At 60.8% G+C, this 21,259-nt stretch carries 18 protein-coding genes; 6 read left to right on the top strand and 12 right to left on the bottom strand.

Annotated elements, in window-relative coordinates:
- The first annotated feature begins 267 nt into the window (after positions 1 to 267).
- The 3 genes from OX460_RS01625 to OX460_RS01615 all read left to right on the top strand — a co-directional run bounded on the left by OX460_RS01625 (position 268) and on the right by OX460_RS01615 (position 2,557).
- Complete coding sequence (locus OX460_RS01625; protein WP_251348215.1) at positions 268 to 504, top strand: hypothetical protein; 237 nt, start codon at positions 268 to 270, stop codon at positions 502 to 504.
- A gap of 199 nt (positions 505 to 703) precedes the next feature.
- A complete protein-coding gene (locus OX460_RS01620) occupies positions 704 to 1,402 on the top strand; it encodes a YXWGXW repeat-containing protein (protein ID WP_251348214.1) in 699 nt (232 codons plus the stop codon).
- Positions 1,403 to 1,528: 126 nt separating this feature from the next.
- Positions 1,529 to 2,557 carry a transporter gene (locus OX460_RS01615; RefSeq protein ID WP_175444840.1) on the top strand — a complete coding sequence of 343 codons (1,029 nt, stop codon included), beginning with the start codon at positions 1,529 to 1,531 and terminating at the stop codon, positions 2,555 to 2,557.
- Positions 2,558 to 2,622: 65 nt separating this feature from the next.
- On the opposite strand, the gene rnk is transcribed toward OX460_RS01615, so the two are convergent.
- Positions 2,623 to 3,030, bottom strand: coding sequence for a nucleoside diphosphate kinase regulator (rnk, locus tag OX460_RS01610; RefSeq protein WP_162835757.1), 408 nt, complete (start codon positions 3,028 to 3,030; stop codon positions 2,623 to 2,625).
- 739 nt (positions 3,031 to 3,769) lie between these two features.
- Between rnk and OX460_RS01605 the strand changes: the two genes are divergently transcribed.
- Positions 3,770 to 5,662 (top strand): EAL domain-containing protein, encoded by a 1,893-nt coding sequence (locus OX460_RS01605; protein WP_289897395.1) that lies wholly within the window; start codon positions 3,770 to 3,772, stop codon positions 5,660 to 5,662.
- Between the two features lie 48 nt (positions 5,663 to 5,710).
- Here OX460_RS01605 and OX460_RS01600 read toward each other — a convergent pair whose 3' ends face one another.
- The gene (locus OX460_RS01600) at positions 5,711 to 7,387 is read right to left on the bottom strand and encodes a peptide chain release factor 3 (RefSeq protein ID WP_077409182.1); all 1,677 of its coding nucleotides are present in this window, start codon (positions 7,385 to 7,387) and stop codon (positions 5,711 to 5,713) included.
- 186 nt (positions 7,388 to 7,573) lie between these two features.
- Between OX460_RS01600 and OX460_RS01595 the strand changes: the two genes are divergently transcribed.
- Together OX460_RS01595 and OX460_RS01590 are read left to right on the top strand one after the other, a co-directional pair.
- Positions 7,574 to 9,631 (top strand): methyl-accepting chemotaxis protein, encoded by a 2,058-nt coding sequence (locus tag OX460_RS01595; RefSeq protein ID WP_289897394.1) that lies wholly within the window; start codon positions 7,574 to 7,576, stop codon positions 9,629 to 9,631.
- 226 nt (positions 9,632 to 9,857) lie between these two features.
- Positions 9,858 to 10,667 (top strand): Crp/Fnr family transcriptional regulator, encoded by an 810-nt coding sequence (locus OX460_RS01590; protein WP_034783188.1) that lies wholly within the window; start codon positions 9,858 to 9,860, stop codon positions 10,665 to 10,667.
- Between the two features lie 95 nt (positions 10,668 to 10,762).
- On the opposite strand, the gene OX460_RS01585 is transcribed toward OX460_RS01590, so the two are convergent.
- From OX460_RS01585 to thrS, 10 genes are all read right to left on the bottom strand, one after another.
- Positions 10,763 to 12,178 carry a CHASE3 domain-containing protein gene (locus tag OX460_RS01585; RefSeq protein WP_077406205.1) on the bottom strand — a complete coding sequence of 472 codons (1,416 nt, stop codon included), beginning with the start codon at positions 12,176 to 12,178 and terminating at the stop codon, positions 10,763 to 10,765.
- 144 nt (positions 12,179 to 12,322) lie between these two features.
- Positions 12,323 to 12,955 carry a response regulator transcription factor gene (locus OX460_RS01580; RefSeq protein ID WP_034783185.1) on the bottom strand — a complete coding sequence of 211 codons (633 nt, stop codon included), beginning with the start codon at positions 12,953 to 12,955 and terminating at the stop codon, positions 12,323 to 12,325.
- A 210-nt stretch (positions 12,956 to 13,165) separates the two neighbouring features.
- Complete coding sequence (locus OX460_RS01575; protein ID WP_077406208.1) at positions 13,166 to 13,570, bottom strand: MerR family transcriptional regulator; 405 nt, start codon at positions 13,568 to 13,570, stop codon at positions 13,166 to 13,168.
- A 10-nt stretch (positions 13,571 to 13,580) separates the two neighbouring features.
- Positions 13,581 to 13,928, bottom strand: coding sequence for an integration host factor subunit alpha (locus tag OX460_RS01570; RefSeq protein ID WP_010399205.1), 348 nt, complete (start codon positions 13,926 to 13,928; stop codon positions 13,581 to 13,583).
- Positions 13,929 to 14,098: 170 nt separating this feature from the next.
- A complete protein-coding gene (gene pheT / locus OX460_RS01565) occupies positions 14,099 to 16,525 on the bottom strand; it encodes a phenylalanine--tRNA ligase subunit beta (RefSeq protein WP_289897393.1) in 2,427 nt (808 codons plus the stop codon).
- A 78-nt stretch (positions 16,526 to 16,603) separates the two neighbouring features.
- The gene (pheS, locus tag OX460_RS01560; RefSeq protein ID WP_034751917.1) at positions 16,604 to 17,620 is read right to left on the bottom strand and encodes a phenylalanine--tRNA ligase subunit alpha; all 1,017 of its coding nucleotides are present in this window, start codon (positions 17,618 to 17,620) and stop codon (positions 16,604 to 16,606) included.
- Positions 17,621 to 17,767: 147 nt separating this feature from the next.
- The gene (rplT, locus tag OX460_RS01555) at positions 17,768 to 18,127 is read right to left on the bottom strand and encodes a 50S ribosomal protein L20 (RefSeq protein ID WP_010399214.1); all 360 of its coding nucleotides are present in this window, start codon (positions 18,125 to 18,127) and stop codon (positions 17,768 to 17,770) included.
- Positions 18,128 to 18,153: 26 nt separating this feature from the next.
- A complete protein-coding gene (gene rpmI / locus OX460_RS01550; RefSeq protein WP_038493025.1) occupies positions 18,154 to 18,351 on the bottom strand; it encodes a 50S ribosomal protein L35 in 198 nt (65 codons plus the stop codon).
- 226 nt (positions 18,352 to 18,577) lie between these two features.
- Positions 18,578 to 19,099 (bottom strand): translation initiation factor IF-3, encoded by a 522-nt coding sequence (gene infC, locus OX460_RS01545; protein ID WP_071650129.1) that lies wholly within the window; start codon positions 19,097 to 19,099, stop codon positions 18,578 to 18,580.
- Between the two features lie 51 nt (positions 19,100 to 19,150).
- Complete coding sequence (gene thrS, locus OX460_RS01540) at positions 19,151 to 21,058, bottom strand: threonine--tRNA ligase (protein WP_289897392.1); 1,908 nt, start codon at positions 21,056 to 21,058, stop codon at positions 19,151 to 19,153.
- Positions 21,059 to 21,259: the final 201 nt, after the last annotated feature.

Genomic DNA, 21,259 nt, shown 5'->3' with positions numbered 1-21,259 from the left:
GCAGGACAGCTGGCCCTGCACTTGCCGCGCGCGGCAGTGTGCAGCGTCAAATAATGCCACGCGGCAATTACATTCATATGCCCGGATACAGGGCAATTTAGGCCTCAATTCAAGCGGTCGGCTTGCCAGCCCCGTGCGCAGGCATTTCAGCGCCGTTTTTTTGCAGGCCATCCCGCCAAAACCACGGCTGGTCGCATCCGCATGGCGCAGCGGCCCGCGCCTGGCTACAGTGCATGCATACCCACCCGCCACCCGAAAGGAAACATCATGAAAGCCTTGAAAAACATGGAAGCCATCTTCACCGTCGCCGTCGCCATCGCCTGCGGTGCCAGCTATGCCAGCTTCATGCAGCCATCGGCCGCCAAGGCCGCCGATGTGGCGCAAGCGGGCGCCATCCCCGTCGTGGTGGTCAGCGCCAAGCGCCTGACGGAACAGGAAAAGAAAATCTCGCTGATCGAGGAGCGGCAAGCCATGCTGGGCAACGCCAGCGCCAGCACCCTGTGAGCCGCCGATGCTGACACCACGCCGCCTGGCACACAGCGGACAGTCGGCGCGCCAGGCCGCCATAGGCATCTGATTTGTATCCGCAACGGATACACGGACACACAGCATTGTGTCAATTGTAATAAGTTGAATCAAAGGCGAAAAATCGCCGGCAAGCGCCTATAGTCCATTTCACGCAATCACCGAAATGGAGCAACCCATGAAACCCATCACACTCTACGCAGCAGCCATGCTTGCCATCAGCGCCGCGGCTTTCCTGCCCGCGCAGGCCATGGCCCAGAATCAGCTCGGCGTCAGCATTGTCGTCGGCAACGCCCCGCCTCCGCCACGGTTTGAAAGCGTGCCAGCGCCGCGCGCCGGCTATGTCTGGGCGCCCGGCTACTGGAACTGGGATGGCCAGCGCCATGTCTGGAACAATGGCGAATGGCTGCGCGAACGGGGCGGCAATCAGTACCGCCGCGCCGCCTGGATACAGGAAAACAACCGCTGGCGCCTGGACCGCGGCGGCTGGGTCGCCGCGCAAGTGCAGCCCGTGCGCTACGACGAGATCCGCATCGCCCCGCCGCCGCCGCGCCGCGAAGCCATCCCGCGCGCCCGCCACGGCTACATCTGGGCGCCCGGCCACTGGGAATGGCGCAGCCAGCGCTACGCCTGGACGCCAGGCGTGTGGATCGCCGAACGCCCCGGCTATGCGTATGCGCCGCCCGCCTGGAACCAGCGCGACGGCCGCTGGCAGATGGAGCAAGGCCGCTGGTCGCCACGGGGCCCGAACGGCGACCGCGACCGCGACGGCATACCCAACCGCTATGACCGCGACAATGGCAACCGCCACGACCGCGACCATGACGGCGTGCCGAACCGCGACGACCGGCGTCCGGACAACCCGAACCGCAGCTAATACTCGGCTGTAGTCAGCACCAAGTAGCACCAAGGCCACCGCTCGCGGTGGCCTTGTCATTTTCCCGACACATCCGTGTATTAAAATCGCGCGACGATCAATCACACTGCGCGAGAAAGATTCACGATGGCGATGGAAACTGCCGGTTTCACCTACGGCTCGGACACCTCGGGCCTGGTCTGGGGCTTCCTGTTTGGCCGCGAGGCGCAGCCGCTGGCGCTCGACTCGACGGCAGCCCTGGCCTGGCTGGCCGATGGCGCGGCGCGCCCGGCGCAGGAATTCGTCTGGCTGCATTTCAACCTGTCGCATGCGGCCAGCGAAAAATGGCTGATGACGCACACGCAGCTGGCCGACGAATTCTATGAAACCCTGCACCAGGGTTCCCGCTCGACGCGTATCGAACAGGCGGAAAACACCCTGATCGCCGTGGTCAACGATGTGGTGCACAATTTTTCGTTCGAGGCGTCCGACATTTCCACCATGTGGGCCAGCGTGGCGCAAAACCTCGTCATCACGGCGCGCCGCGCGCCGCTGCAGTCGATCGAACGCCTGCGCCAGGCCGTCATCAAGAACCACGAGCCGATCCGCTCGTCGGTGGAGCTGCTGATCCACCTGTTGCGCGACCAGGCGGACGTGCTGGTCAACATCGTGCGCGACGCCGTGGCGCGGGTCGACGATATCGAAGATCACTTGCTGGCCGGGCGCCTGGTGCCGAAACGCGAAGACTTGGGCGCCATGCGGCGCGTGCTGGTGCGGCTGCAGCGCCTGCTGGCGCCGGAACCGGCCGCCCTGTTCCGCCTGCTGCAACGCCCGCCCGCGTGGGTGTCGGAGCTGGACAGCCTGGAATTGCGCCAGTCGACGGAGGAATTTTCGGTGGTCCTCAGCGATATGTCGTCCCTGCAGGAACGCATCAAGCTGCTGCAGGAAGAAATTGCCGCCAGCGTCAACGAGGAAAACAGCCGCAGCCTGTTCGTGCTGACCATCGTCACCGTGCTGGCCTTGCCGATCAATATCATCGCCGGCATGCTGGGCATGAATGTGGGGGGAATTCCGCTGGCCCAGCATCCGCAGGGATTCTGGATCATCGTCGCCATCATCGTCACGTTCACGGTGGTGGCGGGATGGCTGGTGGTGCGCGTGCAGAGGAACAGTTAGCTCCGCTCCCGGCACGGCCTGGCAAGCGAACGGCGGGCGCCGTCCGCCATTACTGCTGGCTACGCTTAACGGTGGTATTCGCCAGCCCGTTCAGGCTGGTAAACGATTTCCTCGATCTTGACCTTCACCACGCCGCCCGGCATAGGCCAGGCGATGCTGTCGCCCACGGATAGGCCCAGCAGCGCGCTGCCGACGGGCGCCAGCACGGAAATACGGTCGGCCTGGCCTTCCACATCCTTCGGATACACGAGCGTCAGGCAGAATTCCTCCTTGTTTTCCACCGTGAAGCGCACGGTAGAATTCATCGTCACGACGGTCGGGGGAATCTCTTGCGGCTCGAGCACCTCGGCGCGGCCCAGTTCGTCGAGCAAGGCGGCCTTGTCCGGCGACAGATTATTACCTAAGGCATACAACAACGCTTCCAGTCGTTCCAGGTCTTGTGACGACAAAATAATTTTTGGTTTTTTTTCCAAGATATCCTCACTATTGATCATTAGGGCGACGTCCGGTTTTGCTGGCGGCAGCTTGCCTGGCCGCGGCAGACAAAACAAACAGCATCAGGACGTCCATCATCTGCGGATTATGGACGAACTCGCGGAGCAAGGCCATAGCGTTCTCGCATTCTTCATTAAAATTTATTAAAATCAATGACTTGCAATGGCTTATGCGGACAAAAAGTTAATCCGCGCCGCGATGCCGGGGCCATTGAAGTTATTCTTGATGGCATTTTGTTTATTGTCAGCATGTTTTTAAAGGAAAAAAACAGCCGGCAAAAAAAGGATTAAAATTCAGCTTGGATTATTATTAGAAAGACACGCCCCACCTTTTCCGCCTGACTTGTCGCCTAAGTAGGTCGTGGGAAATTATTGTAAAGTTATGATTAACAGAACGGGATGCGCTGCAAGGCGCCCGTTGCGACGCAGTGCAGGCACTGCTAGCAGCGGGTAACGCCGCAGAGCGCCGGTTATGAAAGTCAGAAATCACAATAATTTATTATGACCTACTTAGCCTGCTGCCACCGGCCTGTGGCATGCAGACAAAATTGCCGCGCGCCCTGTACTTTCACGCTGCAAAATGACAATATGTCGGCCTTAACAACACGTTGAGAGTTCCGGCTCACTTCGGTTTTCATCAGACTGGAACGTAAAGTATGGCAGGGCGAGGCGGGATCACACGGGGCGGCGGCAAGCGGGGCCGGCAGGAGAAAGCGTCATGATGGCGCCATTGATGCTGCCGTCGGCGCAATTGCGCGGCGACCGCATAGCCAGGCTGAACTTGCTGGCCGCGGCGGCCATGCTGGCCATGGCCAGCCTGCTGTTGATCCTCTTCCAGTTGTTTTCCCTCCAGGCATCCTTCCAGCGCACGCTGCGCATCCAGGCCGACATGCTGGCGCCCGCCGCCACGCAGGCCATGCGCCAGGATAATCATCTTGCAGCGCAACAACTCCTCGCTTCCCTCGCCGCCGCCCCGCATATCCGGCAAGCACTGCTCTACAGCCCCTATGGCACGCCGTTTGCCCGCTACGCGCGCAGCGGCAGCGATACCGCGCCCACGGCGCCGCGCAACGGCCTGCAGATCGATTACCTGGACGGCAGCGCTGCCATCTTGACGGCCTTGCCCGGCGGCGGCGCGCTGTACCTGCGCGCCAGCCTGGCGCCGCTGTACGCCAGCCTGGCGCAATTTGCCGCCTTCACCCTGCTGGTCTGCCTGTGCGCGTTCGGCCTGACCTTCCTGATGGTGCGCCGCACGCGCACCGCCGCCCTGCATGCGGAGCGCCATTTGCACTACCTGGCCCACGTCGACCCCGTCACGCAGCTGCCGAACCGCCATGAATTCAACGATGCGCTGGCCTATGCGCTGGCGCGCGCCGACCGCCAGGACAGCAGCGTAGGCCTGCTGCTGCTGGACCTGGACAACTTCAAGATCGTCAACGATACGCTGGGCCACCACTGCGGCGACCAGCTGCTCAAGCTCGTGTCCGAGCGCCTGGTGGCCATCCTGCGCGGCACCGACATCATCTGCCGCATCGGCGGCGACGAATTCGTCGTCATCGTGGAACCGGCCGACGACGCCTCGGAGATGGCCAGCGTGGCGCGCAAGATCCTCGCTGTGCTGGCCGCGCCGTTCGCCCTCGAAGGCCACCAGCTGTACGTCAGCGCCAGCATCGGCGTGAGCCTGTATCCGTTCGACGCGCAGGACGTGGCCACCCTGACGCGCAATGCCGATACGGCCATGTACCACGCCAAGCACCAGGGCAAGAACCGCTACGCCGTGTTCAAGGCCGAAATGGAATTGCGCGCGCAGCGCCGCCTGCGCATGGAAGCGAACCTGCGCCGCGCCCTGCAGAACGAGGAACTGTATTTGCACTACCAGCCGCAGATCGACTTGCGCAGCGGGCGCATCGTCGGCGTGGAAGCGCTGATACGCTGGCATTGCCGCGACATGGGCCAGCTGAGCCCCGCCGAATTCATCCCCGTGGCCGAGGAAAGCGGCATCATCGTCGACCTGGGACGCTGGGTACTGCAAAGCGCCTGCCGCCAGGCAGCCGCCTGGTGCAAGGCGGGCCTGCTCGACTCGCTCGAACACGTGGCCGTCAACCTGTCGGCCTGCCAGGCGCGCGATCCGGGCCTGATGGACGACATCCGCGCCATCCTGGACGAAACGCAGCTGCCGCATGGCTTGCTGGAGCTGGAAATCACGGAAGGCGTCCTGATGGACAATGTCCACGCCAACGTGGAATTGATGCGGCGCCTGCAGGAAACGGGCATCCACCTGTCGATCGACGATTTCGGCACCGGCTATTCCTCGATGTCGTACTTGAAACGCCTGCCCATCGACCAGCTGAAAATCGACCGCAGCTTCGTGCACGACCTTCCCGGCGAGGGCGAAGCCATCGTCACGGCCATCATCGCCATGGCGCACAGCCTGCACCTGAAAGTGGTGGCCGAAGGGGTGGAAACGCTGCAGCAGGTGGAGTTCTTGCGCAAAGCGGGCTGCGACAACGTGCAGGGCTTTTTCTTTGCCCGCCCGATGACGGCGGCGCAGTTGACGGCATTGCTGCTGGAGCGGCGCGACTGGAGTACGCGCACGATCCTGCCGGCGTAAAAAAAGGCAGAACCAGTGGTTCTGCCCCTCGTCGCTACCTCAGAGTCATCAGGCCAGCTTGGCCGAATGCTCGCGCGTGGCGTGGAATGTCAGCTTCGGCCAGCGCTCTTCCGTCAGGCGCAGGTTCACGCCGGATGTCGCCAGATAGGCCATGTTGCCGGCCGCATCGTAGGCCACGTTGTGGCCCAGCGCATTTTCGAAATCCTGCAGGATGCGCTTGTCGTCGCAGCTGACCCAGCGGGCGCTGCTGATGCTGGTGCCTTCGAACACGGCGTCCACGCCATACTCGTTGAGCAAACGGCTGGCCACCACTTCGAACTGCAGCACGCCGACGGCGCCCAGTACCAGCTCGCCGCCCTGCACCGGCTTGAAGACCTGCACCGCGCCCTCTTCGCCCAGCTGCTGCAAGCCCTTGTGCAACTGCTTGATTTTCAAGGGATTACGGATGCGCACCGAGCGGAAGAAGTCTGGCGCGAAGTACGGGATGCCCGTAAAGGTCAGCATCTCGCCTTCGGAAAAACTGTCGCCGATCTGCATGTTGCCGTGGTTCGGCAAGCCGATGATGTCGCCCGCGTACGCTTCTTCCACCTGTTCGCGCGAGGAAGCCATGAAGGTCACCACGTTCGACACCTTGATCTCGCGCCCCAGGCGCAAGTGCTTGACCTTCATGCCGCGCTCGAAACGTCCCGAGCACACGCGCAGGAAGGCGATGCGGTCGCGGTGGGCCGGGTCCATATTGGCCTGGATCTTGAAGACGAAACCGGTAAATGGCTGCTCGGACGGCGCCACCGAACGCACGGTCGCGTCGCGCTCGCGCGGCGCCGGCGCCCAGTCGACCAGCGCGGACAGGATCTCGCGCACGCCGAAGTTGTTGATGGCCGAACCGAAGAACACGGGCGTCTGCACGCCGGAAAGGAATTCTTCCAGGTTGAACGGGTTCGACGCGCCGTGCACCAGTTCCACTTCCATGCGCAATTGATCCATCTCAAGCGGGAACATCTCCTGCAGGCGCGGGTTGTCGATGCCCTTGATGATTTCGAAGGCGCCATCGGCCTTCTCTTCACCGGCCTTGAACAGCATGATTTCGTCGTTCAGCAGGTGGTACACGCCGCGGAAGTTCTTGCCCATGCCGATAGGCCAGGTGACGGGCGCGCACTGGATCTTCAGCACCGATTCCAGTTCGTCGAGCAGGTCCAGCGGATCGCGCGTCTCGCGGTCCATCTTGTTCATGAAGGTGACGATCGGCGTATTGCGCATGCGGCACACGGCCAGCAGCTTGATCGTCTGCGCTTCCACGCCCTTGGCCGCATCGATCACCATCAGCGCCGAGTCGACCGCCGTCAGCACGCGGTAGGTATCTTCCGAGAAGTCCTGGTGACCCGGGGTGTCGAGCAGGTTGACGACGTGGTCGCGGAATTCGAACTGCATCACCGAGGAAGCGACGGAAATGCCGCGCTGCTTCTCGATCTCCATCCAGTCCGACGTCGCGTGGCGGCCCGATTTACGCGCCTTGACGGTACCGGCCATCTGGATCGCGCCCGAGAACAGCAGCAGTTTTTCCGTCAGGGTGGTTTTACCGGCATCCGGGTGGGAAATGATGCCGAAGGTGCGGCGGCGCTGCACTTCGCGCGCGATCACGGCCGGCGCCTTGCTGCTTACTGGCGCTGCGGCGTTGTCCGCGCTGTCGCTGGAATCGGGGGTGTTGATGTCGTTCTCGTTGGCCATATTGGTGACCATAATATGGCCCTCGCAAAAAACCCTCGATTTTACAGAAGGATCGGCCTTCCGTGTGAACTGCTTCACTCTGGCGAACGGCAAAACTGACCGCATCGCGGCGCACTTCATCAAGGGGTCACAATCCGCAGGCAACATTGCACTGCAGAAATGTTGTCACCCTACCCTGGAAACCCGATGAAAATGCTCCTCACCCCCGCCATCCGCCTCATGCAGCGCTTGCGCCTGCTGCCCAAATTCATGCTTGTCTGCCTGGTCTTCCTGCTGCCGCTGGCGCTGGCAACCACCCTGCTGATCTCGGAACTGGGCAAGTCGCTGGCCCAGGCGCAGGATGCGCAGCGGGGCGTGGCCTATGTGCGCCAGTTGCAGGAAGGCACGCGACTGCTGCAACAGCGGCGCGGCCTCGAGCACTTGCGCCTGAGCGGCAAGGCGGGCATGGACAACACGGCCCTGAACGAGCGCATCACGGCCGCGCTGGCCGCCCTGGCGCGCTTGCCGGCGGGCGCCGGCCTGCCCCAGGCGGCCGAACTGACGAAGCAGTGGCAAGCCCTGCTGGGCCGCCAGACGGGCCTCGCGGCGCGCGACAGCTACGCGGCGCACACGGCGCTGCTGCGCCAGGCGGCCAAGCTGGGCCAGCTGGTGGCCGACCGCTCGCACCTGAGCCTGGACCCGGACGCGGGCGCCAACCACCTGAGCGCCGCCTTCACCGCCACCCTGCCCGACCTGGCCGAGAGCCTGTCCGATATCGGCGGGCGCGGCGCCGCCTACATCGACACGGGCCTGTTCGAGGCGAATGAAGATCAACTCGTCAACGCCAACGCCCTGATCGCGCGCCACGAACTGGAACGCCTGCCGGCCCGCTTCGACGAAATCATCGCGGCCAAGCCGGAATTGCGCGCCAGCCTGCAGCCGGCCCTGAAAGCCGTGCCGGCCGCGCTGGCCTTCCTCGAACGCACGAAGAATGAAGTGACGAATTCCTACGACCAGACGTCGGGCGCGCAATTCCATGCGGCCGGCATGCAAGCGATCGATGCCCTGCAGGCGCTGTCCGGCGCCTCGGCCACCGCCCTGGACGGCTTGCTGGCGCAGCGCATCGCGCGCGACGAGGCGCGCCGCGCCCTGATCCTGGCGGCCATGCTGCTGGTGCTGCTGGCCGCCGCCTACCTGTGCGCGGGCTTTTATGCCGCGTTCGCGCGCGACGTGCAGCAATTGCGCGTGGCCGTGGGCGCGGCGGCGGCGGGCGACCTGTCGCAGCGCATCACCTCGCAGGCGCACGACGAAATCGGCGACCTGGTACGCGACTTCGGCGCCATGACGCACGGCCTGGCCACCCTGGTGCAGGAAATCCGCGGCGGCGCGGCCGTCATCGCGGCCGCCGGCGCCGATATCGCCCAGGGCAACGCCGCCCTGTCCGGCCACACGGCCACGCAAGCGGACGCGCTGGGCGCCACCGTGGACTCGATGCGCGAGCTGACGGCGACCGTGGGCCGCAACGAAGCCCACGTAGGACAGGGGCGCACCCTGGTGGCGTCAGCCGCCGAAGTGGCCCTGCGCGGCGGCGAGACCGTCAGCGCCGTGGTCGAGACCATGGCCTCGATCAAGGCCAGCTCGCACAAGATCGTCGACATCATCGGCGTCATCAACGGCATCGCCTTCCAGACGAATATCCTCGCCCTGAATGCGGCCGTGGAAGCGGCGCGCGCGGGCGAACAGGGACGCGGCTTTGCCGTCGTGGCGTCCGAAGTGCGCAGCCTGGCGCAGCGCTCCAGCGAGGCGGCGCAGCAGATCAAGCGCCTGATCGGCGACTCCGTGGCCACCGTGGACGCGGGCGGCGACCTGGTCAACGCGGCCGGCAGCACCATGCGGCAAGTCGTCGACGCGGTGCAGCAAGTGTCCGTCGTCATCGGGCGCATCAGCAGCGCCGGCGCCGAGCAGAATGGCGAAATCGCCCGCATCAACGGCGCGCTGGCGCAAATCGACGACATGACGCGCCAGAATGCGAGCCTGGTCGACGAGGCGCGCGCCGGTTCGCAGCGCCTGCACCAGGAAGGCGAAGCGCTGACGCAGGCCGTCAGCCGCTTCCGCCTGGGGGAGCACGAGGCGCCAAACGTGCGCCAGACACCCGCCGCAACCGTGCGCGACGGCTTGCCCAGCGTGCGTCCGGCCGGCCTGTGGAGCGCCAACAAGCCGCGCGTCATATCACAAAATCGCGCGGAACGGCGCAAGGCTAGCTAGTCAAAAGTGTGCGCGTAGGACAAGGACTACAATTTCGCCTCAAAAGAGACTACAAAGTGGCGACTGCTAATCTTATGTTCGCCACTTACATAAGCTTTTAAAGTAGCTACATCGCGATCTGCACCGCGCGGTCGAAAAAAAACGCTGTTCCCAGACGGATGCGGCAACTTTTTTGACCAGCAACGCGGCAGTCGCACTCCGATGTAAAAAGCCTGTGAGGAATACTATGAGCCATACTCAACTTATCGCCCCGGTCCAGAAGAACCAGTTGCTGCCGCGCGCCATGCCGGCGGCCGGTCGGGAAATCAAGCTTGCGTCGCGGGTTAGCCTCAGCAGTGCCCAACAGAATGAATTGCTGGCCGCCCTGCCGCGCGCCGCGCTCGAATCGCTGTTCGAAGACCTGGAACTGGTGGAACTGCCTTTCGGCAAGGAATTGTATGCCTACGGTAACAACCTGGAATACAGCTACTTCCCTACCACCGCCATCATTTCCTTGCTGTATGTCATGGAAGACGGCGCCACGACGGAAATCGCCGTCGTCGGCCATGAAGGCGTGGCCGGTGCCTCGCTGCTGGCAGGCGAACGCGCCATGTGCACGGCTGTCGTGCAAAGCGCCGGCTACGGCTACCGCCTGAAGACGCAAAGCTTGCGCGACGCCTTCAACCAGGGCGGCGCCCTGCCCCAGTTGCTGATGCGCTACACCAACGCCCTGTTTGCGCAAATGGCGCAGAACGCCGTCGGCGGCCGTCACAGCTCGATCGAGCAAAAGCTGTGCCGCTGGCTGCTGGACCGCCTGGACCGTTCGCCATCGAACGAATTGAAAGTGACGCAAGAGTTGATCTCGATCATGTTGGGCGTGCGCCGCGAAAGCATCACGGCCGCCGCCGGCAAGCTGCAGGAAGAAGGCTTGATCCACTATCGCCGCGGCAATATCACGGTGCTGGACCGCGCCGGCCTGGAATGCTATGCGGGCGAGTGCTACAAGGTGGCCAAGACGGAATACGACCGCTTGCTGCGCGACGTATCACGCTGCTGATCCGCTGCTGATGCGCGAAAGCCAGGCAACATAAAAAAAATGGCCGGGCTGCATGCCCGGCCATTTTTTTGCCGCAACCTCAGCTGCAACCTCAATTACGCTTCGGCATCCGCATCGATGTCTTCCGGCTCCGGCGTCAGCGGCAGGGGAATCACGGCTTCCACGCACGTGCCCTTGCCTTCCGGCCCCTGGCGCACGGTGAGAGTGCCGCCCAGCAACAAGGCCCGCTCGCGCATGCCCAGCAAGCCGTGCGACATGGGTTTTTGCAGCGCATCTTCCGTGATGCCGATGCCATCGTCGATCACGCGCAGCACCAGGCCGTGCTCATTGCGCTTCAAGGTCACGCTGACCATGCCGGCGCGCGCATATTTCAGGATGTTGGTCAGCGATTCCTGCACGATACGGAACAGGGCAATCGTCAGGGTGGCTTCGCGGTTGTCGATATTGATGGCCACGTCCGTTTCGCAGCGCACGGAACTCATGCGCGCAAAATCCTCGCAATAGCTTTCGATGGCGGCGCACAGGCCCAGATTGTCCAGCAGGCTGGGGCGCAGGTCTTCGACGATGCGGCGCTTCAGTTCCACCGTTTCCAGCAAGGTAGCCTTGGCGCGGCGCAATTGCGCGGCCAGTTCCGGCTGCGTGTGCGCCAGTTGCTGCGTGACGGCGCCCAGGTCCATGCTGATCGACGTCAGGTTGGCGCCCAGTTCATCGTGCAATTCGCGCGCCAGGCGCGCCTTTTCCACTTCATTGACGCTGATCAAATGACGCGACAGCACGGATAACTGCTCCGTACGCTTGCTGACCGTCGACTCCAGGGTGTCGTTGGCATTTTGCAGTGCATACTCGACGGCCGCGCGGTTCTGGAAGCTGCGCCGCACCAGCTGGTAAAACATGATCAGCACGAGGATGGCCAGGGCATTGATGCCGATGCCGAGCAGCACGGCTTTCTGGTACTCATGGTAAAAGGCGGCGCTGCCGGAAGACAACGCTTCATTCTGCTCGCGCGTCATGATCACCACTTGCAGGCGGATCTCGTCCATGGTGGCGCGGTCATCGGTCACGCGGGAAATGTTGACGATCTCGGCCAGCCCGCCCTGCTTGTAGACATCGATCGACTGTTGCAACATCGACATCTTGCGACGGATCAAGCTTTTCAGCTGGCCCAGGTTTTTCAGCTGGGTAGGACTGCCCGCGAGCAAGGTTTGCAGCTCGTTGAATTCGTTTTCGATTTCCGTGGTCGCCGTCTTCGACGGCCCCAGATAGGTTTCGGAGCCGGAAATGAAATAGCCGCGCAAGCTGCTTTCCGCATCGAGCACGAGCACGTTCAAATACTGCAGGCGGTCCGCCACGCGGGCGCTCTGGCTGAGCAGGGCGTTCGTGCCCTTCAGCGACTGCAGATTATGATAGAGACTGAAACCATTGAGTACAAGCAGCAAGGCGCAAGTCACGCACAGGATCGTCTTGTAGAGGGGCAGGCGGTGATTCGGGGCCGGTTCAGCGGTGAAATACATCCTGATGTGCATCCTTAGCAAGGTTCGGCGCGGGAAAGAGCGCCGGCGCCGGCCAATTATAGTCCTCGCCACAAACTGCTGCACTGCACAAGTCGTGCCGGCTGGCTGGCTGAGCGATCATGTTTCCATGATCGCACCGCAGCGCTAGTCAAGCAAATTGTTTTTCATTGCGTAATAGGTCAAGTCGCTGTTGGATTGCAAGCCCATTTTTTCCATGATGCGCGTACGGTAAGTACTCACCGTCTTGATGCTCAGCGACAAGGCGACACCGATATCGGACACGGTGGCGCCGCGCGCCAGGCGCAGGAAGACCTGGAATTCGCGGTCCGACAATTCCGTGTGCAGCGCGGCATTCGTGTCGCGGTCGAACGATTGCGCCAGCAACTCGCCGACGGTGGAGCTGACATAGCGGCGCCCCTGGAACACGGTGCGCACGGCCGTCATCAGCTCGTCGGCTTCGCATTCCTTGTTCAGATAGCCATTCGCACCCATCTTGAACAGGTTCAACGCGTATTGCTGCGCGGGATAGCCGCTGAGTATCAGCACGGGCAATTCCGGCTGACCCTGGCGGATCGTGCGCAAGGTATCGATGCCGCTCTGATCGGGCATGGCTATATCGAGCAGCAATACATCGCAAATTTCGCGGCGGGCGATATCGAGCGCTTCGCGCCCCGTACCGGCTTCCGCCACCACACTGAAATCGCTCGACGACGAAAAAATCTGTTTGAATCCAGCTCGTACTATTTGGTGATCATCACAAATGGCAACGCGTATCATTGTTTCCCCTTAAATTTTCCTGGCCTGGGAAAGACTACCGGAACCTGAACGCTGCTCCGGCTTAGCGTCACTAACAAAAACGCAACATTAACATTATATTCAAAATATGGCGCGCAGTACGGTAGCGTCAGCGCCAAGGCCGAGCGCCCATGCAGTATAGTCAACTTAGTCAACTGCTACCGGACAACCCCACCTATATTGGTACAAATCTTATTTTAGCAAGTTTAAAATCGCAATTAATTCATTGCGTATCCACACGCGGTCCAGCGGCGCTTCCTGCGGCGCGACGGGCATGGCCGGCAGCACTGGCAGTTCGTCGGCGATGGCATGCGATGCGCCACGACTATCGAGCTTGTTGCGCGCGCCGCTGATGGTGAAGCCTTGCTCGTACAGCAATTCGCGGATGCGGCGTATCAACAGCACCTCATGGTGCTGATAATAACGGCGGTTACCACGTCGTTTGACCGGCTTGAGCTGGGAAAACTCCTGCTCCCAGTAGCGCAATACATGCGGTTTGACGCCGCACAACTCGCTCACCTCGCCGATCGTGAAATAGCGTTTCGCCGGAATGGGCGGCAAGGCGATCAACTCGGTTTTACTGATGCGCTCGTTCATCGCCACTCACTCAGGCAGCACGTGCCAGCGGACTGGTCTCTTCGACCATGCTTTTCAACTTCTGGCTCGCATGGAAGGTCACGACGCGGCGCGCCGTGATGGGAATCTCTTCGCCCGTCTTCGGATTGCGGCCCGGCCGCTGCGGCTTGTCGCGCAACTGGAAGTTGCCGAAACCGGACAGCTTGACGGCCTCGCCCCGCTCGAGCGCATTGCGGATCTCGTCGAAAAAGGTTTCGACCATATCCTTCGCTTCGCGCTTGTTCAGGCCCACTTGCTCGAACAACAGTTCGGCCAGTTCCGCCTTGGTCAAGGTGGGTAAATCTTTTTCCGCTTCCTGGCGCACTTTGGCAACCAGCATGGCCCGATGCAGATCTGCGGCCAGTGCGGACTGCAGTACGGCGGAATCAACGTCGCTGTTATTAATTTTCCTGCCCTGCCTTTTCTGTGCGCCCGAGCCCGCCACATGGCAAGCTCGTCTACGGTTGACGACGGAAAGGCCGTCACGCAAGGCGACGGCCAGTCCGGTAATTACGAACGCAGTTTCGCGTCGTGGCCCTGCTTGGCCGCATCGATGAGGACAGCCATCAGGCCATCGACAACATCGTCTTGCAGGGTGTTTTGAGTATCTTGCAAGCTAATCCGGAAAGCAAGGCTTTTTTCATCCGCTTCCAGCCCTTTTCCACGATATTCATCAAATAAAACAATGGCTTGCACGATACGCGCTGCCGGGCTCGACTTGGCGGCGGCGTGGAAGCTGTCGAGCAGATCCTGCACGGCCACCGATTGCTTGACGACCACGGCCAGGTCGCGGCTGGCGCCAGGGAATTTCGAGATTTCCTGGTACACGGGCACGACTCGTTGCGTCAGGGCAGCGGCATCGACTTCGAACAGCACGGGCGCCAGCGGCAAGTCATACTTTTGCATCCAGCGCGGGTGCAGTTCGCCGATGAAACCGATGACCTTGCCATCGAGCTCCACGTTGGCCGAACGGCCCGGATGCAGGGCCGGATGCTCCGCCTTGCTGAAACGCAAGACCAGCGGCGCGAACAGCGCTTCCAGGTCCGCCTTCACGTCGAAGAAGTCGACCGTGCGGGCAGCCTGGCCCCACTGCTCGTCCGCCACCGCGCCGTAGGCCATGGCCGCCACGCGCTTCGGCTGGGCGTAACCGGCCACCGACAGGGGACCGTTTTCCACGCTGTCGTCGCGCTGGTAGATGGCGCCCACTTCGAAGATGCGCACGCGGTTCGTCTTGCGGTTCAGGTTATAGCGCACATTGGCGATCAGGCTGCCAATCAGCGAGGAGCGCATCACGCTCATCTGGCTGGCGATCGGGTTCTGCAATTTGATCGGATTCGTGTTGCCCGAGAAATCGCGCTCCCATGCCGTATCGACAAAGCTCATGTTAACCACTTCCTGGAAGCCCAGGTCGGCCAGCTCATGACGTACCGCAAACAAGGAGCGGGTATTTTCTGGTGCAATCTGCATCACGTTCGCTGCCACGGGCGGCAAGGTCGGGATGTTTTCAAAGCCGTACACGCGCGCCACTTCCTCGATCAAGTCTTCCTCGATCTCGATGTCGAAACGGTAGCTGGGCGAGGTCACGGAAAACACGCCGTCCGCCAGGGTGAATGGCAGGGCCAGGCGCGTGAAGATATCGGCGATCAGCTCATCGGTGAGCGGCACGCCGATGACTTTTTGCGCGCGCGCCGTGCGCATCGACACAGGCTGGCGTTGCGGCAAGTTCACCACGTGGTCGTCGACGGGGCCGACGGTCGTGGCTGGCGTGCCGCAGATTTCCACGATCAGGGCCGTGATGCGCTCGATGTGCTCGACGGTGGTGGCGAAATCAACGCCGCGCTCGAAGCGGTGCGCCGCATCGGTCGAGAAATTCAAGCGGCGGGCGCGGCCTTGAATGGCGTTCGGCCACCAGAAGGCCGCTTCCAGGTAGATGCTGTCCGTATCGTCCGATACGGAGCTGGCGTCGCCGCCCATGATGCCGGCCAAGGATTCGATTTCCTGCTCATCGGCAATGACGCCGAGCCACTCGTCGACGGCGATGGTGTTGCCGTTCAACAGCTTGACGGATTCGCCCGCCTTGCCCCAACGCACGTCGAGGCTGCCGTGGATCTTTGCCAGGTCGAACACGTGGCTGGGACGGCCCAGTTCCAGCATGACGTAGTTGGAAATATCGACCAGGGCCGACAGCGGACGCTGGCCGCTGCGCTCGAGGCGCTGCTTCATCCAGTCCGGCGTGGCGGCACGGGCGTTCAAGCCGCGGATGACGCGGCCCGTGAAACGGCCGCACAGGTCCGGCGCGCTGACTTTCACTGGCAACACTTCATCGCTGGTGACAGGCACGGTGCGGAACTGCGGCGCATTCAGGGGCACGCCCGTCAAGGCCGACACTTCGCGCGCCACGCCCAGCACGGACAGGCAGTCCGCCTTGTTCGGCGTCAACTTGATGGTGAATTTCAAGTCGGTGAGCGCAAAGTAATCGCGGAAATTCTGGCCGATCGGCGCGTCGTCCGGCAATTCCATCAGGCCGGCGTTTTCTTCCGACAATTTCAGTTCGCGCGCGGAGCACAGCATGCCTTGCGACTCGACGCCGCGCAGCTGGCCTACCTTGATTTCAAACGGCTTGCCATCGGCGCCAGGCGGCAGCACGGCGCCGGCCATGGCGCACACGACTTTCAAGCCCGGGCGCACGTTCGGCGCGCCGCAAACGATGTTGAGCATGGTGCCCGTGCCGACGTCGACCTGGCACACATTCAGGCGGTCCGCGTTCGGATGTTTTTCCATCTCCAGGACCAGGCCCACCACCACGTTCGAGAACGGGGGCGCGACAGGATCGACGTCCTCGACTTCGAGACCTGACATGGTCAGCAGATGGGCCAGTTCGTCCGAAGTCATCTTCGGATCGACCATGGTACGGAGCCAGTTTTCGGAAAATTGCATAATCAAGCCTTCAAAGGGTCAAAGCTCACAGCGCGAGCGCACAGGCGCTCAAGCGCCATGAATCAAACGGAACAATGCTTAGTTGAACTGCTTCAGGAAACGCAAGTCGCCTTCATAAAACAGGCGCAGGTCGTTGATGCCGTAACGCAGCATCGTCAAGCGTTCCAGGCCGGAGCCGAAAGCAAAACCGATGAATTTCTCGGGATCGAGGCCGAAGTTCTTCACCACGGTCGGATGCACCTGGCCGGCGCCCGACACTTCCAGCCAGCGGCCTTTCAGCGGGCCCGAGCCGAAGGCGATGTCGATCTCGGCCGACGGTTCCGTAAACGGGAAGTACGACGGGCGGAAGCGCACTTGCAGGTCGTCCGTCTCGAAGAATGCCTTGACGAAATTCAGGTACACGCCCTTCAGGTCGGCAAAGCTGATGTCTTCGGCGATCCACAGGCCTTCGACCTGGTGGAACATGGGCGAATGGGTGGCGTCGCTGTCGACGCGGTAGGTGCGGCCCGGCGCGATGACCTTGATCGGCGGCGTGTGCGTGCGCGCATAACGCACCTGCATCGGGCTCGTGTGCGTGCGCAGCAGCAAGGGCTTGCCATCGGTATCGTTGCCGTCGATGTAGAAAGTGTCTTGCATGGAACGGGCTGGATGGTTTTCCGGGCTGTTGAGCGCCGTGAAGTTGGTCCAGTCGTTCTCGATTTCGGGGCCGTCGGCCACGTCGAAACCGATGGAACGGAAGATTTCCTCGACACGCTCCCACGTGCGCATCACGGGATGGATGCCGCCGGGCATGCGGCCACGGCCTGGCAGGGTCACGTCGATCGCTTCGGCGTTCAGGCGGCCTTGCATCTGGGCATCGGCCAGTGCATCACGGCGCGCCGTCAGCGCGTCCTCGATCTGCACTTTGACGGCGTTGATCAGGGCGCCTTGCGCCTTGCGCGCGTCCGGGTCCAGCTTGCCCAGGCCCTTCATCATTTCAGTAATCTGGCCAGTCTTGCCCAGGTAGCGGGCTTTGGCGTTTTCAAGTGCGGCAGCGTCTGCGGCGGCGATAAAGTCAGCCTGGGCCGAGACGACGAGTTCTTCTAGGGAGTTCATGCGGCATTTCCTGTTTTGGACATCAATTCTGGACTCAGTTATCTAAAATCCAACAATCAAAAACGGAAACGGGGCATAAGGTGTTAAAACCCCTGCCCCGCTCTTTATGACGTCACCCTACGGATGACGTTGTGCAATGACCGATGCTTACGCAGCGATTTTTGCTTTAACTGCGTTGACAATCGCAGCGAATGCTGGCTTGTCCATCACAGCCATATCGGCCAGGACTTTACGGTCCAGTTCGATATTTGCTTTTTTCAAGCCGTTCATGAATACGCTGTACGTTACGCCATGCTCACGGGAAGCGGCGTTGATACGGGCGATCCACAGGCGGCGGAAAACGCGCTTCTTGTTGCGGCGATCGCGGTAAGCGTATTGGCCAGCGCGCATAACTGCTTGCTTGGCAACACGGTATACACGGCTGCGGCGACCACGGTAGCCTTTAGCTTGAACAAGAATCTTCTTATGACGGGCACGAGCTGTAACCCCACGTTTTACTCTAGGCATAGTAACTCCTTAAATTGAGTGTGAGATTAAGCAGTCGGCATCATGCGCATGACGGATGTGACATCCGATGCGTTGATGTTACGGGTACCGCGCAACTGACGTTTGTTTTTGGTGGTTTTCTTGGTCAGGATGTGGCGTTTGAACGCGTGACCCGACTTGACTGTTCCACCTGGACGCACGCGAAAACGTTTTTTCGCGGAGCTTTTGGTCTTCATTTTAGGCATAGCAATCTGTCCTCTTACGGACAGCTCCATTTATAACAGGATTGCAGGTGGCAACACGACGCTGCGCTTAGATGCCTGCTTTCACATGTTGTGCAGCGGATGCGAGTCCACTACAGTTCACGCGGCCCGGACATTTGACCTTAGCCGCGCAAATTCTGCCTGGGGTTTGACACCGCGCCAATGCCGGCGCGAGCAGTTTCCACCCACAGTAAAACGCTATTGTATCTTACTTCTTCTTCTTAGGCGAAAGAACCATGATCATTTGGCGGCCTTCCATCTTCGGGAACTGCTCAACCTGGCCGTACGGCTCCAGATCGGCTTTCAGACGTTCCAGCATGCGGAAGCCAATATCCTGATGCGCCATCTCACGACCGCGGAAACGCAAGGTGATCTTGGTTTTATCGCCATCTTCGAGGAACTTGATGAGATTACGCAACTTGATATTGTAGTCACCATCATCAGTCCCCGGACGGAATTTAACTTCCTTCACGAGGATGATCTTTTGCTTCAATTTGGCTTCGTGAGCTTTCTTTTGCTCCGAATACTTAAATTTGCCGTAGTCCATCAAACGGCACACCGGTGGCTGCGCGGTAGGCGCAATTTCCACCAGGTCGACGTTTGCCTCTTCCGCCAGGCGGAAGGCTTCAGCCAAACTTACGATACCGAGTGGCTCGTTATCGACCCCGCTTAAACGCATTTCAGGGGCAGTGATTTCGCCATTGATGCGATGTGACTTGTCAGTAGCTATTGTAATTTCCTTTAAAAATCTTGTAAGACGGTCGTGCAGCGAGTTTCCTCGTCAGGCCTTGGTGTCGACTTCATGTTTGAGTCGCTCAATCAGGGTATCGACGGACATGACGCCCAGATCGACATTGCCCCGCGCCCGCACGGCCACTGTATTCGCATCCCGCTCTTTGTCGCCAATTACTAAGATGTAAGGCAATTTTTGTACGGAATGTTCACGTATTTTATAGGTAATCTTCTCGTTACGCAAATCAGCCTGTACGCGCAGCCCCGCTTTGCGCAGTTTTGTTGTAACTTCCTGTACATAATCGGCTTGAGCGTCGGAAATATTCAACACCGACACTTGCACCGGCGACAACCACAGCGGCATGGCGCCCGCATAGTGTTCGATCAGGATGCCGATGAAACGTTCCAGCGAACCGACGATCGCGCGGTGCAGCATGATGGGCACCTGGCGCGTGTTGTCGACGGCCACGTATTCGGCGCCCAGGCGGCCCGGCATCGACGGATCGATCTGCACGGTGCCCACTTGCCATGCGCGGCCCAGGCTGTCTTTCAGGTGGTATTCGATCTTCGGACCATAGAATGCACCCTCGCCCGGCAATTCCGTCCACTCCACGCCGCAGGCGCGCAAGGCCGAACGCAGAGATTCCTCGGCGAAATCCCACGACTCTTCCGTGCCGATGCGGTTATCCGGGCGCAAGGCCAGTTTCACGTCGATATTCGTAAAGCCGAAAGCCGTGTAGACATCCATCGCCTGCTGGTGGAACGCCGTCACTTCGCCGGCGATCTGCTCTTCCAGGCAGAAGATGTGGCCATCGTCCTGCGTAAAGCCGCGCACGCGCATCATGCCGTGCAAGGCGCCCGACGGTTCGTTGCGGTGGCATTGGCCGAATTCGCCGTAGCGCAATGGCAAGTCGCGGTAGCTGCGCATGCCATTGTTGAAAATCTGGATATGGCCAGGGCAATTCATCGGTTTCAGCGCATAAGCGCGGTTTTCCGATTCCGTGATAAACATGTTTTCACGGTAATTATCCCAGTGGCCGGTTTTTTCCCACAGGCCACGGTCCAGAATTTGCGGCGCCTTGACTTCCTGGTAGCCATTGACCTGGTACACATTGCGCATGTATTGCTCGACTTGCTGCCAGATCGACCAGCCTTTCGGGTGCCAGAAGATCAGGCCTGGCGCCTCTTCCTGGAAATGGAAGAAATCGAGCTGCTTGCCCAGCTTGCGGTGATCGCGCTTTTCCGCCTCTTCCAGGTTGTGCAGATACAGTTCCTGGTCTTCCTTCTTGGCCCAGGCCGTGCCATAGATACGCTGCAGCATCTCGTTTTTCGAGTCGCCGCGCCAGTAGGCGCCAGCCAGCTTCATCAGCTTGAAGACTTTCAGCTTGCCCGTCGATGGCACGTGCGGGCCGCGGCACAAGTCCGTGAACTTGCCTTCGGAATACAGCGACACTTCCTGGTCGGCCGGGATCGAGCCGATCAATTCAGCCTTGTAAGCTTCGCCGATGCCCTTGAAGTATTCGATGGCTTCGTCGCGCGCGACTACCTTGCGCGTGACTTGCTCATCCTTCTTGGCCAGTTCCGCCATTTTCTTTTCGATCGCGACCAGGTCTTCCGGCGTAAATGGGCGCTTGTAGGCGAAGTCATAGTAAAAACCGTTGTCGATCACGGGACCGATGGTCACTTGCGCTTCCGGGAACAATTCCTTGACGGCATACGCCAGCAAGTGGGCCGTCGAGTGGCGGATCACTTCCAGGCCATCGGCGTCCTTGTCCGTCACGATCGCCAGTTCCGCGTCTTGCTCGATCAGATAGGAAGTATCGACCAGCTTGCCGTCGACCTTGCCGGCCAGGGCAGCCTTGGCCAGGCCGGTACCAATATTGGCCGCAACCTGGGCCACGGTGACCGGGCCGTCAAATTGACGGGCGGAACCATCGGGAAGTCGGATTGTAAGCATATTGATCTCCATATCGGCGCTGGCGCCAGGTAAAACTGCAATGTGATGGGTAAATAACTGAAAGGAAAACGCAGACGCAAAAAAACGCGGACTAGCCGCGTTTTTCACTTTCTTGAGACAAAGGAAACCCGTTCGACTAGCGTCACTCCCAAAGCTTGGTAGTAGTTCGCGGTGTCATAACCGGTTTTACCTTTCTCTCTA

It is taken from the genome of Janthinobacterium sp. SUN033, assembly GCF_030397595.1.
In the GTDB taxonomy this organism is placed as follows: domain Bacteria; phylum Pseudomonadota; class Gammaproteobacteria; order Burkholderiales; family Burkholderiaceae_D; genus Janthinobacterium; species Janthinobacterium kumbetense.
Note: the sequence above shows the minus strand (reverse complement) of the source record. Positions and strands in the feature narration are given on the sequence as shown.

What these genes read in the sequence shown, in the direction of transcription:
- OX460_RS01580 (WP_034783185.1), bottom strand. Translation starts at nt 12,955, where the DNA reads ATGATACGCGTTGCCATTTGTGATGATCACCAAATAGTACGAGCTGGA.
- pheS (WP_034751917.1), bottom strand. Translation starts at nt 17,620, where the DNA reads ATGAACTCCCTAGAAGAACTCGTCGTCTCGGCCCAGGCTGACTTTATC.
- OX460_RS01625 (WP_251348215.1), top strand. Translation starts at nt 268, where the DNA reads ATGAAAGCCTTGAAAAACATGGAAGCCATCTTCACCGTCGCCGTCGCC.
- OX460_RS01620 (WP_251348214.1), top strand. Translation starts at nt 704, where the DNA reads ATGAAACCCATCACACTCTACGCAGCAGCCATGCTTGCCATCAGCGCC.
- thrS (WP_289897392.1), bottom strand. Translation starts at nt 21,058, where the DNA reads ATGCTTACAATCCGACTTCCCGATGGTTCCGCCCGTCAATTTGACGGC.
- OX460_RS01605 (WP_289897395.1), top strand. Translation starts at nt 3,770, where the DNA reads ATGATGGCGCCATTGATGCTGCCGTCGGCGCAATTGCGCGGCGACCGC.
- OX460_RS01585 (WP_077406205.1), bottom strand. Translation starts at nt 12,178, where the DNA reads ATGTATTTCACCGCTGAACCGGCCCCGAATCACCGCCTGCCCCTCTAC.
- OX460_RS01595 (WP_289897394.1), top strand. Translation starts at nt 7,574, where the DNA reads ATGAAAATGCTCCTCACCCCCGCCATCCGCCTCATGCAGCGCTTGCGC.
- pheT (WP_289897393.1), bottom strand. Translation starts at nt 16,525, where the DNA reads ATGCAATTTTCCGAAAACTGGCTCCGTACCATGGTCGATCCGAAGATG.
- OX460_RS01570 (WP_010399205.1), bottom strand. Translation starts at nt 13,928, where the DNA reads ATGCTGGTTGCCAAAGTGCGCCAGGAAGCGGAAAAAGATTTACCCACC.
- OX460_RS01575 (WP_077406208.1), bottom strand. Translation starts at nt 13,570, where the DNA reads ATGAACGAGCGCATCAGTAAAACCGAGTTGATCGCCTTGCCGCCCATT.
- OX460_RS01590 (WP_034783188.1), top strand. Translation starts at nt 9,858, where the DNA reads ATGAGCCATACTCAACTTATCGCCCCGGTCCAGAAGAACCAGTTGCTG.
- rplT (WP_010399214.1), bottom strand. Translation starts at nt 18,127, where the DNA reads ATGCCTAGAGTAAAACGTGGGGTTACAGCTCGTGCCCGTCATAAGAAG.
- rpmI (WP_038493025.1), bottom strand. Translation starts at nt 18,351, where the DNA reads ATGCCTAAAATGAAGACCAAAAGCTCCGCGAAAAAACGTTTTCGCGTG.
- OX460_RS01600 (WP_077409182.1), bottom strand. Translation starts at nt 7,387, where the DNA reads ATGGCCAACGAGAACGACATCAACACCCCCGATTCCAGCGACAGCGCG.
- OX460_RS01615 (WP_175444840.1), top strand. Translation starts at nt 1,529, where the DNA reads ATGGCGATGGAAACTGCCGGTTTCACCTACGGCTCGGACACCTCGGGC.